General features: G+C 63.9%; 10 protein-coding genes. All 10 read left to right on the top strand.

All coding sequences use genetic code 11. The features are described 5' to 3' along the window. Nucleotides 1–12: 12 nt before the first annotated feature. The 10 genes from AC6CIG_RS14535 to AC6CIG_RS14580 all read left to right on the top strand — a co-directional run bounded on the left by AC6CIG_RS14535 (nucleotide 13) and on the right by AC6CIG_RS14580 (nucleotide 13,230). Nucleotides 13–1,602 carry a DHA2 family efflux MFS transporter permease subunit gene (locus AC6CIG_RS14535; protein WP_100672870.1) on the top strand — a complete coding sequence of 530 codons (1,590 nt, stop codon included), beginning with the start codon at nucleotides 13–15 and terminating at the stop codon, nucleotides 1,600–1,602. 275 nt (nucleotides 1,603–1,877) lie between these two features. Beyond that, nucleotides 1,878–2,963, top strand: coding sequence for a metallophosphoesterase (locus AC6CIG_RS14540; protein WP_127709228.1), 1,086 nt, complete (start codon nucleotides 1,878–1,880; stop codon nucleotides 2,961–2,963). Between the two features lie 97 nt (nucleotides 2,964–3,060). Then, complete coding sequence (locus AC6CIG_RS14545) at nucleotides 3,061–4,095, top strand: LacI family DNA-binding transcriptional regulator (RefSeq protein WP_498322855.1); 1,035 nt, start codon at nucleotides 3,061–3,063, stop codon at nucleotides 4,093–4,095. 9 nt (nucleotides 4,096–4,104) lie between these two features. Then, entirely contained in the window at nucleotides 4,105–5,559 is a 1,455-nt protein-coding gene (gene xylB, locus AC6CIG_RS14550; protein WP_018096675.1) for a xylulokinase, read from the top strand. A 94-nt stretch (nucleotides 5,560–5,653) separates the two neighbouring features. Then, nucleotides 5,654–6,964 (top strand): xylose isomerase, encoded by a 1,311-nt coding sequence (xylA, locus tag AC6CIG_RS14555; RefSeq protein WP_127709155.1) that lies wholly within the window; start codon nucleotides 5,654–5,656, stop codon nucleotides 6,962–6,964. Nucleotides 6,965–7,155: 191 nt separating this feature from the next. Further along, entirely contained in the window at nucleotides 7,156–8,208 is a 1,053-nt protein-coding gene (locus tag AC6CIG_RS14560) for a sugar phosphate isomerase/epimerase family protein (RefSeq protein WP_127709153.1), read from the top strand. 184 nt (nucleotides 8,209–8,392) lie between these two features. Then, nucleotides 8,393–9,577 (top strand): Gfo/Idh/MocA family protein, encoded by a 1,185-nt coding sequence (locus AC6CIG_RS14565; protein WP_100672875.1) that lies wholly within the window; start codon nucleotides 8,393–8,395, stop codon nucleotides 9,575–9,577. 211 nt (nucleotides 9,578–9,788) lie between these two features. After that, the gene (locus AC6CIG_RS14570) at nucleotides 9,789–11,162 is read left to right on the top strand and encodes a GH1 family beta-glucosidase (RefSeq protein ID WP_127709149.1); all 1,374 of its coding nucleotides are present in this window, start codon (nucleotides 9,789–9,791) and stop codon (nucleotides 11,160–11,162) included. A gap of 336 nt (nucleotides 11,163–11,498) precedes the next feature. Continuing rightward, entirely contained in the window at nucleotides 11,499–12,575 is a 1,077-nt protein-coding gene (locus tag AC6CIG_RS14575) for a methionine ABC transporter ATP-binding protein (RefSeq protein ID WP_018096680.1), read from the top strand. Further along, the gene (locus AC6CIG_RS14580) at nucleotides 12,565–13,230 is read left to right on the top strand and encodes a methionine ABC transporter permease (RefSeq protein ID WP_127709147.1); all 666 of its coding nucleotides are present in this window, start codon (nucleotides 12,565–12,567) and stop codon (nucleotides 13,228–13,230) included. The genes AC6CIG_RS14575 and AC6CIG_RS14580 overlap by 11 nt, the downstream gene beginning before the upstream one ends. Nucleotides 13,231–13,232: the final 2 nt, after the last annotated feature.

Genomic DNA, 13,232 nt, shown 5'->3' on the forward strand with positions numbered 1-13,232 from the left:
GGAGTGGCGGAAATGGCCGCAACAGCAACAGCGGGCGCGGCTGCGCCGAGCCTACCCAAGGCCGAGGAGCATATGGACCCGCGGCGGCTCATCGCCTTTTTCGCGATGGTCGTCGGAATGTTCATGGCGATCCTCGACATCCAGATCGTCTCCGCCTCGCTCGCCGAGATCCAGGCGGGCCTGTCGGCCGGATCTGACGAGATCGGCTGGGTGCAGACCGCCTATCTGATCGCGGAAGTCATCATGATCCCGCTCTCGGGCACGCTTGCCCGCATCGTCTCGACGCGGGTGCTCTTCTCCGTGGCTGCGGCCGGCTTCACGGCCGCCAGCGCTCTTGCCGCCACGGCCACCAACATCGAACAGATGATCGTTTACCGGGCGATTCAGGGATTTATCGGCGGCGGCATGATCCCGTCGGTCTTTGCCGCAGCCTTCACCATCTTCCCGCCGTCGAAGCGCAACGTCGTCTCGCCCATCATCGGGCTCATCGCGACGCTTGCGCCGACCATCGGCCCCACGGTCGGCGGCTATCTGAGCCATGCCTTTTCCTGGCACTGGCTGTTCCTCGTCAACGTCATTCCCGGCATCATCGTCGCGACGGTCACCTGGATCTTCATCGATTTCGACAAGCCGGAACTCGGATTGATCAAGAAGTTCGACTGGTGGGGACTTCTCTCCATGGCGGTTTTTCTCGGCTCGCTCGAATACGTGCTGGAGGAAGGCAATGCCAATGACTGGTTCAACGACGAGCACATCGTCATGGGTGCCGTCGCCGCCACGGTCGCCGCCGCCGTCTTCTTTTATCGGGCGTTCAAGGTCGATTTCCCGGTCGTCGATCTCAAGGCCTTCGCCAACCGCAACTTTACCTTCGGCTCGCTCTTCTCCTTCGTCATGGGGATCGGCCTTTACGGGCTCACCTATCTCTATCCGCTCTATCTCGGACGTATCCGCGGCTACGACTCCCTGATGATCGGCGAAACCATGTTCGTCTCGGGTCTAGCCATGTTCCTGACCGCGCCGGTTGCGGGTTTCCTCGCCGGGCGAATGGATCCGCGGGCAATGATGACCATCGGCTTTGCCGGCTTTGCCGCGGGCACCTGGCTGATGAGCCAGATGACCGCCGACTGGGATTTCTGGGAGCTGCTCGTTCCGCAGATCCTGCGCGGCTGCTCGCTGATGCTCTGCATGGTGCCGATCAACAATATCGCGCTCGGCACCCTGCCGCCGGCGCGCATCCGCAATGCGTCGGGACTCTACAACCTGACGCGTAACCTCGGTGGCGCGGTCGGGCTGGCGGTCATCAACACGATCCTCACGCAACGCCAGGATTTCCACTACGCCCGGCTCGCCGAGCACGTGGAATGGGGCAATCCGGAGGCCGTCGAACGGATGCGCAACATCGCCACGACCTTCACTGCGCATGGCCTCGACGGAACCACGGCTGCGGTCAAGCAGCTGGCGGCGATGGTCCAGCAGCAGGCGGCGATCATGTCCTTCATCGACGTGTTCGTATTGCTCACCGTCCTGTTCCTGTCGATGATCGCCGGCGTACTGATGATCGCCAAGCCACAAGGCGCCGGCCCAGGAGGCGGCGGGCATTAGAGCGGGAATGAGGAAAAGTGTGCGCGGTTTTCCCCCCGCGTCCCGCTCTACCTGTTGGAATCGATCACGTTCATGATCTTAGGTCGACCCGCCCAAGATCAACGTGATCCGCAGGGCGCCGATGCCGCGGGGTGGCTGCCCTTATTCCGCTCCAGCGCTTTACGCGGTTTCGAGTTCGCTGCAATATTCCGTCTCGTCGAAGCTGTCGGAGGGCGCGCGGAGCAACGCGCGGGCGGCGCATGAACGATCATCCTTGCCTACGGCCTTCGCGGCGGATGTTCCTCGCCGGTGCGGTCGGATTCGGTCTCTCGATGACCGTCGGCGGCAGACCTGCGAGGGCGGCCGGCCCTCCGGTTGACGTGACCTTTCTCTTTGCCGCGGATATCCATGCCTGCCTCGTTTCGACGGACGGCTTGGCGCCGAACTGTGAAGCGGAGGGCAAGACCGACGCCAGCCTCTTGCGCCACGTCGCCGCGCTGAACGCATTGACGGCACAGCACTGGCCGCATGCCGTTGCAGGGAAGCCGAGCGGCCTTGCCAGTGCGGGCACGAGGATTTCGCGTCCGCTCGGTCTCGTGCTCGGCGGCGACATCACCGACGACGGCGGCGGCCAGGTTCGCCAGCCCCGCGAAGGGCGGCAATTACAGCAGTTCCAGAGCCGATACGAGCAGGCGCCGGGCCCGCACCATATCCACATTCCCGTTTATGTCGGCCTTGGAAACCATGACCTCGACCAGGACGGGCCGCCGCCGAATGCCGACTGGTATCGCCGGGAGCTGCGGGACTATGTCGAGCTTACCCATCGTCAGACCGTTTTCTACAAGCCGCCGGTGCCGGTCGCCAATTACGATCCGCTATCGGACAGCTATTCCTGGGACTGGGGCGGTCTTCATCTCGTACACCTGCAGCGTTTCGGAGGCGACGAGAACAAGGGCGCGGTGAGCGGATTGCCGTGGCTCAAGAGCGATCTCTCCTCCCGTGCCGCCGATGGCCGGCCGGTCGTCCTCTTCCAGCATTATGGCTGGGACGCGTTTTCGACCGAGGCCTGGGATCCGGCGGCAAAGACCTTTGACGACAAGGGGGAGGGCGAGCCGCATTGGTGGAGCGCCGACGAACGCCAGGCATTGCTCGACCACGTGCAGGGCTACAACGTCGTCGGCCTCTTCCATGGGCACGAGCATGACCGCGTCATGGCCTACAGGGTCGGCGGGATCGACGTCTTCAAGCCCAAGGCGGCCTTTCTCGGCGGTTTCGCGGTCGTGCGCGTGACCGGCAGCTTCATGGATGTAGCCTTCGGCGAGGCCGAGGGCGAGCATGGCCACGTCGTGTTCACGCAGGCCTTCAGCAAGCGTTTCGACTGAAGCGACATTCCGGAAATCGTCCATTCGAGCGTCGCCCGGAGTTTTCTGATTTACGTACATCAAAAATTCCTCTAATGGGTTTTGCCGGGAGGAAGAGATGCGACCGACAGTTCACGATATCGCCGCCGAGGCGGGCGTCAGCCTCGCCACGGTCGACCGGGTGTTGAACAATCGTCCGGGCGTGAGAAGCGTCACGCGCGAGCGGGTGGAACGGGCGATCGCCACGCTCGGCTATGTTCGCGATGTCGCCGCTGCCAATCTTGCGAAGAGCCGCAGCTATCCTCTGGTCTTCATCCTGCCCGCCGGCGAAAACTCCTTCATGCGCGGTCTCGAGGCGGAGGTTCGCTCGGCAATGTCGCGTTCCGCGACAGAGCGGCTGGATATCACCATCCTCTCCGTTCCAGCCTTCGACGCAGCGGCGCTCGCCGCCGCGCTGCTCGAGGCGCGTAAGCGCCGGCCGGCGGGTGTCGCGGTGGTTGCCGTCGACGCGCCGGACGTGACGGAGGCGGTAAAGCGGCTCCGCGAAGACGGCATTGCCGTCGTTACGCTGGTTTCCGATCTGCCGGGGTCGGGGCGCGACCATTTCGCCGGCGTCGACAATGTCGCCGCGGGCCGCACCGCCGGCAGCCTGATGGGCCGGTTTCTCGGCGGCGAAGGACCGGTCGCGGTGCTTGCCGGCTCCATGATGGTACGCGACCACCGCGATCGGCTGGAGGGTTTCCAGGCTGTCATGAGCGAGGAGTTCCCCTCGCGCCGGATACGGCCGGTGATCGAGGGGCAGGACAATCCGTCGCGTGTCGAGACGCTCGTCGGCGCACTTCTCGGGCAGCATCCCGATCTTGCCGGCATCTACAGCCTCGGTGCCGGAAACCGCGGCCTTGTCGCGGCGCTCGAAAAGGCGGGCAAAGGAAGGGCCGTTTGCACGATCGCGCATGAGTTGACGCCGCACAGCCGCGCCGGGCTTCTTTCCGGCACGATCGACGCGCTGCTCAACCAGAATGCGGGTCACGAGGTCAGGAGCGCCATCCGGGTGCTGAAAGCAAAGGCGGACGGGCTGCCGGTCATCGCGGCGCAGGAGCGCATCCGCATCGATATTTTCCTGAAGGACAACCTGCCGCTCGAGCAGGAATAGGAGGGCACCATGTATCTCGGACTGGATCTCGGCACGTCCGGCGTCAAGGCCATGCTGATGGACGGCGAGCAGCGGATCATCGGCTCCGCCAGCGGCGCGCTCGACGTCGACCGGCCGCATCCCGGCTGGTCGGAACAGGATCCGGCCGACTGGATCCGTGCCGCCGAGGAGGCGATCGCCCGATTGAGGGAAACGCATCCGCAAGCGCTTGCCGCGGTCCGCGGCATCGGCCTTTCCGGCCAGATGCACGGTGCGACATTGCTCGACGAAGGCGATGCGGTCCTGCGGCCGTGCATATTGTGGAACGACACCCGCAGCTTCCGCGAGGCGGCAGCGCTCGACGGCGATCCGCAGTTTCGGGCGCTGACCGGCAATATCGTCTTTCCGGGCTTCACCGCACCGAAGCTCGCCTGGGTGCGTGAAAACGAGCCGGAGCTGTTCGCCAGGATTCGCTGGGTGCTGCTCCCGAAGGATTACCTGCGCCTCTGGCTGACCGGCGAGCACATGTCGGAAATGTCCGATTCGGCCGGCACGTCATGGCTCGATACGGGCAAGCGCAAGTGGTCGGCGAGCCTGCTTGCCGCTACGCAGCTCGAGGAGAGGCAGATGCCCGAACTCGTCGAGGGTACCGATGTAGCCGGCACGCTGCGGCCGGAGCTCGCCGCGCGTTGGGGGATGGGGCCTGGCGTCGTGGTCGCCGGCGGTGCGGGCGACAACGCAGCCTCGGCCTGCGGCATGGGGACCGTCGGGGAGGGGCAGGCCTTCGTCTCGCTCGGCACGTCCGGCGTCCTTTTCGCGGCCAATGCAAGCTATCTCCCCAACCCGGAGAGCGCGGTCCACGCCTTCTGCCACGCATTGCCCAACACTTGGCACCAGATGGGCGTGATCCTCTCGGCGACGGACGCGCTGAACTGGCATTCCGGCATCACCGGCCGGAGTGCTGCGGAACTCGCCAATGAACTCGGCGAGAGCCTCAAGGCGCCGGGCTCGGTTACGTTTCTTCCCTATCTCTCCGGCGAGCGCACGCCGCACAACGACGCGGCGATCCGCGGCGTCTTCGCCGGCCTCGGGCACGAGAGCTCCCGGGCGGTGCTGACGCAGGCGGTGCTCGAAGGCGTTTCCTTCGCGATCCGCGACAGTCTCGAGGCATTGCGCGCGGCCGGCACGAAGCTCACGCGGGTGACGGCGATCGGCGGCGGTTCGCGCTCGCGTTATTGGCTGAGCTCGATCGCGACCGCACTGAACCTGCCGGTCGACCTGCCCGCGGACGGCGATTTCGGCGCTGCTTTCGGCGCGGCGCGGCTCGGCCTGATCGCCGCCACCGGAGCTGACCCGGCCGCGGTCTGCACCGCACCCGAGACGGCGGAAACGATCGCGCCGGAGGCATCGCTCGTGCCCGCCTATGAAGATGCTTACCAGCGCTATCGCCGGCTCTATCCGGCGATAAAGGAAGCGGCGCTGTGAGCAGTTTCGGCGCATCCACCACCTGCCTTCCACCCGATAGCCGGCTCCGTCGCGAACGGTGCCGCCAATTCACAATCCATGAGAGGAGACTGTCGTGAGCACGGGATTTTTCGGCGATATCGCCAAGATCAAATACGAGGGACCGGAAAGCACCAATCCGCTCGCCTTCCGCCATTACAATCCGGAGGACGTCGTCCTCGGCAAGCGGATGGAGGATCATCTGCGCTTCGCCGTCGCCTACTGGCACACCTTCGTCTGGCCGGGCGGCGATCCCTTCGGCGGGCAGACCTTCGAACGCCCCTGGTTCAAGGATTCGATGGATGCCGCCAAGCTGAAGGCGGATGTCGCCTTCGAATTCTTCCAGCTTCTCGGCGTACCCTACTACTGCTTCCACGACGCGGACGTGCGCCCGGAGGGGCGGAACTTCGCCGAGAACACGAGCAATCTCAACGAGATCGTCGATTATTTCGCCGGGAAGCAGGAAGAGACCGGCGTCAAGCTGTTGTGGGGCACGGCGAACCTCTTTTCCAACCGCCGCTTCATGGCCGGGGCTGCGACGAACCCGGACCCGGACGTCTTCGCCTTTGCCGCCGCGACGGTGAAGACCTGCATCGACGCGACGCAGCGGCTGGGCGGCGAGAACTATGTGCTCTGGGGCGGACGCGAGGGTTATGAGACCCTGCTCAACACCGACCTGAAGCGCGAGCTCAATCAACTCGGCCGCTTCCTCAATCTGGTCGTCGAATACAAACACAGGATCGGCTTCAAGGGCACGATCCTGATCGAGCCGAAGCCGCAGGAGCCGACCAAGCACCAGTACGACTACGACGTCGCGACCGTCTACGGCTTTCTCAAGCGATACGGCCTCGAAAACGAGGTGAAGGTCAACATCGAGCAGGGCCACGCGATCCTTGCCGGACATTCCTTCGAGCACGAGCTGGCGCTCGCCAATGCGCTCGGCATCTTCGGTTCGATCGATATGAACCGCAACGACTACCAGTCCGGCTGGGACACCGACCAGTTCCCGAACAACGTGCCGGAAATGGCGCTCGCCTATTACCACGTGCTTGCGGGCGGCGGCTTCAAGACCGGCGGCACGAACTTCGACGCGAAGCTGCGCCGCCAGTCGATCGACCCCGAAGATCTGCTGATCGGCCATATCGGCGGCATGGATTGCTGCGCGCGCGGCCTCAAGGCGGCCGCGAAGATGATCGAGGACAAGGCGCTCTCCGCACCGCTCGAAACGCGCTATGCCGGCTGGAACGTGCCGGAGGCAAAGAAGATGCTCGACGGCGGCTTCTCGCTCGAGGAGATCGAGGCCTGGGTGCGGAAGGCCGACGTCAACCCGCAGCCGAAATCCGGCAGGCAGGAGCTTCTGGAAAACGTGGTCAATCGCTACGTCTGACGGGCACGGAGATCCTTTTTCGCGAGGGGGGCACAAGCCGATTGCCCCTCGCGAAGAATCTGCTAGCTTCTGGCTCCTGCAACGTTGCAGGTGTATCAGCTTCTGCGAATTCGCGGGCCGGAAGCACTCGAAGTCAACGGTCGGCCGTAGTGCCGGCACATCGGACACCGCTCTATCTGGGAGGAAGTTGTATGAAGACGATCAAAGGACCGGGGCTGTTTCTTGCGCAATTCGCCGGCGATGCCGCACCCTTCAATTCCTGGGATTCGATCACCAAATGGGCAGCCGATTGCGGCTATAAGGGCGTGCAGGTCCCGAGTTGGGACGGCCGGCTCTTCGACCTGAAGAAGGCTGCCGAATCGAAGACCTATTGCGACGAGGTCGCCGGCAAGGCTCGCGACAACGGCGTCGAGATCACCGAGCTTTCGACCCACCTCCAGGGCCAGCTCGTTGCGGCGCATCCCGCCTATGACGAGGCTTTCGACGGTTTCGCCGTTCCGCAAGTTCGCGGCAATCCCTGCGCGCGCCAGGAGTGGGCGGTCGAGCAGGTGAAGCTGGCGCTGACCGCCTCGAAGAACCTCGGCCTCGATGCGATGGCAAGCTTTTCCGGCGCACTCGCCTGGCCCTTCGTCTATCCGTGGCCGCAGCGCCCGGCGGGCCTGGTGGAGACCGCCTTCGACGAGCTCGCGCGGCGTTGGAAGCCGATCCTCGACCATGCGGAGGATTGCGGCGTCGACGTGTGCTACGAGATCCATCCGGGCGAGGACCTGCACGACGGCATCACCTACGAGATGTTCCTGGAGCGCACCGGCAACCATGCCCGCGCCTGCATGCTCTACGACCCGTCGCACTATGTGCTGCAGTGCCTCGACTATCTCGAGAATATCGACATCTACAAGGACCGCATCCGGATGTTCCACGTCAAGGACGCGGAGTTCAACCCGACCGGACGCCAGGGCGTCTATGGCGGCTATCAAAGCTGGGTGAACCGTGCCGGCCGCTTCCGCTCGCTCGGCGACGGTCAGGTGGATTTCGGGGCCGTCTTCTCGAAGATGGCCGCCAATGATTTTGCCGGCTGGGCCGTCGTCGAGTGGGAATGCTGCCTGAAACATCCCGAAGACGGCGCGCGTGAAGGCTCCGAGTTCGTGAAGGCGCATATCATCCGCGTCACCGAAAAGGCCTTCGACGATTTCGCCGACAGCGGCACCGACGAGGCGGCGAACCGGCGGATGCTGGGAATCTAGTTCGTGATCTCACTGTCTGACCCTCACCCTGACCCTCTCCCCGCAAGCGGGGAGAGGGGACTTGCCCCGCGGTCCTGACAAAAGGAGGCGTCGCCACGAGTCCTTCTCCCCGCCTGCGGGGAGACGGTCGCGGCAGCGGGATGAGGGGCAGTTCCACGCCAAACACTTCAGAAGAGGAAACAGAATGGCTATCGAGGGAAGCAGTACGGAAACGCGTCAGAAGCGCATTCGGCTCGGAATGGTGGGCGGGGGCTCGGGCGCCTTTATCGGCGCGGTGCATCGGATCGCCGCCCGGCTCGACGATCACTACGAGCTTGTCGCCGGCGCGCTCTCGTCGACACCGGAAAAGGCCGAGGCTTCGGGCCGCGAGCTCGGGCTCGACCCATCGCGCGTCTATTCGGATTTCAAGGAAATGGCGATCCGTGAGGCGAAGCTGAAGAACGGCATCGAGGCGGTGGCGATCGTCACCCCGAACCATGTTCACTATGCTGCTGCCAAGGAATTCCTGAAGCGCGGCATCCATGTCATCTGCGACAAGCCGCTGACGTCGACGCTCGCCGATGCGAAGAAGCTCAAGAAGGCGGCCGACGAAAGCGATGCGCTCTTCGTGCTGACGCACAACTATACCGGCTATCCGATGGTGCGCCAGGCGCGCGAAATGGTCGAAAATGGCGACATCGGCGCCGTCCGCCTCGTGCAGATGGAATATCCGCAGGACTGGCTGACCGAGAATATCGAGCAGTCCGGCCAGAAGCAGGCCGCCTGGCGCACCGATCCGGCGCGCTCCGGCGCCGGCGGCTCGACCGGCGACATCGGCACGCATGCCTATAATCTCGGATGCTTCGTTTCCGGCCTCGAACTCGAGGAGCTCTCCGCCGATCTCGACAGCTTCGTTGGCGGGCGGCAGCTCGACGACAACGCGCATGTGCTGATGCGCTTCAGGGAAAAGGACGGAACGCGCGCCAAGGGGATGCTGTGGTGCAGCCAGGTGGCGCCCGGCCACGAGAACGGCCTGATGGTGCGCGTCTACGGTACCAAGGGCGGTCTCGAATGGACGCAGAAGGATCCGAATTACCTCTGGTACACGCCCTTCGGCGAGCCGAAGCGTCTGTTGACGCGCGCAGGAGCCGGCGCTTCGCCGGCGGCGGCACGCGTATCGCGCATTCCGTCCGGCCACCCCGAGGGCTATCTCGAAGGCTTCGCCAATATCTATACGGAAGCGGCACGGGCGATCTATGCCAAGCGCAACGGCGGGAAGGCGGATCCTTCCGTCATCTATCCGACGATAGACGATGGCATGAAGGGCATGACCTTCGTCGATGCCTGCGTGCGTTCCTCGGAGCGCAACGGCGCCTGGATCAAGGTCTGAACCATGTAAGCCGGAGCATTTCCGCGACTCGGTGAAAAATGGAAATGTTCCAGGGAAGGGCGGGGATACCTCGCCCTTTTTCATTGACATTTGCCACCGCGGCCTTAGGCCACATCCACAGACGAGGGCGAGACTACCATGGCCCGCCTTACCATTGACCCGAACGCAGCCATGCCTTCGGTCCGGCTGCGCAGACGATGAGGCTCAAACGATGATCGAAGCCAAGAAACTGGCAGAGCGTTTTCCCGGCGACTTTGTCTTCGGCGTTGCGACCGCATCCTTCCAGATCGAGGGAGCCAGCAAGGCGGACGGGCGCAAAGCCTCCATCTGGGACGCCTTCTCCAATATGCCGGGGCGCGTTTACGGGCGCCACAACGGGGACGTCGCCTGCGACCATTACAACCGGCTGGAGCAGGATCTGGACCTCATCAGCGGCCTCGGCGTCGAGGCCTACCGCTTTTCGATCGCCTGGCCGCGGATCGTACCGGAGGGCACCGGGCCGATCAACGAGAAGGGGCTCGACTTTTACGACCGCCTCGTCGACGGCCTGAAGGCGCGTGGCATCAAGGCGTTTGCAACCCTCTATCACTGGGACCTGCCGCTGGCGCTGATGGGCGACGGTGGCTGGACGGCGCGCACGACCGCCTATGCCTATCAGCGTTACGCCAAGACCGTGATTGCGCGTCTCGGCGATCGTCTCGATGCGGTCGCGACCTTCAACGAACCGTGGTGTTCCGTCTGGCTCGGCCATCTCTACGGTGTCCATGCACCGGGCGAGCGCAACATGGATGCAGCACTTGCCGCACTGCACTTCACCAATCTCGCCCATGGGTTGGGGGTCGCGGCGATCCGCTCGGAACGGCCGGAGCTGCCGGTAGGCATCGTCATCAATGCCCATTCGATCTATCCCGGCAGCGACAGCGCCGAGGACAAGGCCGCTGCAGAGCGCGCCTTCGATTTCCACAACGGCGTCTTCTTTGATCCGATTTTCAAGGGCGAGTATCCGGAGGGTTTCCTCTCCGCGCTCGGCAAGCGCATGCCGGCGATCGAGGACGGCGACATGGCAACGATCGCCCAGCCGCTCGATTGGTGGGGGCTCAACTATTATACGCCGATGCGCGTTTCGGCAGACTCCGCGAAAGGCGCCGAATATCCGGCGGCCGTCAATGCCAAACCTGTCAGCGACGTGAAGACCGATATTGGCTGGGAAGTCTATGCGCCGGCTTTGGACAGCCTGGTGGAGACGCTCAATGCGCGCTACAGGCTCCCCGATTGCTACATCACCGAAAATGGCGCCTGCTACAATATGGGCGTCGAGAACGGCACCGTCGACGATCAGCCTCGGCTCGACTACATCTCGGACCACCTCGCCGTCACCGCCGATCTCATTGCCAAGGGTTATCCGATGCGGGGCTATTTCGCCTGGAGCCTGATGGATAACTTCGAATGGGCGGAGGGCTACCGGATGCGCTTCGGCATCGTTCACGTCGATTACGAGACACAGGTCCGCACGATCAAGAAAAGCGGTCGCTGGTATAAGGATCTGGCGGAACGGTTTCCGAGGGGCAACCACAAGCCGGGATGATGCCGGAGCGGGCGGACGGCAGTTCTGCACAAAAAGAGTAGACTTTTGCGTCGCACTTTGGGGCTCCGGAAAAACGTACCTGTAAAAGGGCGCGCTCGCGCGCCATAAGATCCACATGCTCCTCGGCATGGCAGTCATGCCGAGGAGGCGTTGAACTGACCGGTTGGCCGATGATAGAGAGTTGCTCCACGTTTCGAATGCCTTGCCGAATGTTTGTCTGACGAGGCGACATTTTTTCCGTGCCGGCCCTATTTAGCAGGGACCGGAGTTTCGAACATCCGAGAGCATCATGTATCCTCCCATCGTTTTGATCCCTCCTGCGGGGGCGACCGGACAATGACACTCCCTCGATCCGAGATATCGGCCGGTGATGCGGTCGTCTTCGATGCCGTGTCCAAGCGCTTTGCCGCCTCCGGCGGAAATACGGCCTTCACTGCGCTCGACAATGTCAGCCTGACGGTCGCTCGCGGCTCGATCACCGGTATCATCGGCCGTTCCGGCGCCGGCAAATCGACGTTGATCCGGCTGGTGAACGGCCTCGAAAAGCCTTCGAGCGGCAAGGTGTTCGTCGATGGCGTCGATGTGGGTGCGCTGGACGAGGCGGGCCTGCGCGATCTCCGCCGCTCCGTGGGCATGATCTTTCAGCATTTCAACCTGCTTTCCTCGCGCACCGTCTTCGGCAATGTCGCGCTGCCGCTCGAAATCGCCGGCATGGATCGGCGCGCGATCGAGCAGCGTGTGCGCCCGCTTCTCGAACTCGTCGGTCTTGCCGACAAGCACGGGCGCTATCCGGCGGAACTGTCCGGGGGCCAGAAGCAGCGCATCGGCATCGCCCGGGCGCTTGCGACCGAACCCAAGCTGTTGCTTTCGGACGAGGCGACCTCGGCGCTGGACCCGGAAACGACGCAGTCGATCCTGGAATTGCTCAGACGGATCAATGCGGAGCTGGGCCTTACCGTTCTGCTCATCACTCACGAGATGGAGGTCGTGAAAGCGATTACCTCCGACGTGGCAGTGATCGACAAGGGCGAGATCGTCGAGCGAGGGCACACTTTCGATGTCTTCACGCATTCCAGGCACGAGACGACGCGGGCGCTGCTTTCCGGTCTGGCGGGTTCGAAACTGCCGGAAGCCGTTGCCAGAGGCCTGAAGCCGGCGGCGGCAAGCGGCGATCGCGTCGTGGTGCGCCTCACCTTTTTCGGGGCAGCGGCGGAGCGCCCGCTGATTTCGCAGCTCATCCAGTCGGTCGGTGCCGAGGTCAACATCATCGCCGGCACGATCGACGAGATCGGCGGCAAGCCCTATGGCTCGCTCGTCGTCGCCTATGGCGCCGATGCCGAAACCTCGGGCAAGGCGGAGCGCTTCTTCGCCGAAAACGGACTGGTCACGGAGGTGCTCGGCTATGTCGCCTGATCTTCTGCTTCGCATAGGCAGCGCCACGCTCGACACGATGTACATGGTGGCGATCGCCGGCCTCGTGGGCTCGCTGATCGGGCTGCCGATCGGCATCTTCCTGGCGACCAGCGGCAAGGGCGAGCTGTTTCCCGCACCCAATCTCAACCGCGCGGTGGGACTTGTGGTGAACGCGACGCGGTCGACGCCCTTCATCATCCTCGTCGTGGCGATCATTCCGTTGACGCGCCTCATCACCGGTACCTCCATCGGCACCAAAGCGGCGATCGTGCCTTTGACGATTGCGACCATTCCCTTCGTCGCCCGCCTTGTCGAGGCGGCGATCCGCGACGTCGACAAGGGGCTGATCGAGGCGGCGCGCGCCATGGGCGCCACCCCGATGCAGATCGTCTTCAAGGTCCTGCTCGCCGAATCGCGGCCGGCGCTGACGCTGGCGCTCACCATGACCATCGTCAGCCTCATCGGCTATTCGGCGATGGTCGGCGCGGTCGGCGGCGGCGGTCTCGGCGATCTGGGCATCCGCTACGGCTATCAGCGCTTCATGCCCGACGTGATGCTCGTCGTGGTCGTCGTGCTCATCATACTCGTACAGCTCGTCCAGAGCGCCGGCGACCGGATGGCGCGGCGCTTCGACAAGCGCAGCCGCAAGACCTGATC

This window comes from Sinorhizobium sp. GQ132, from assembly GCF_059758575.1.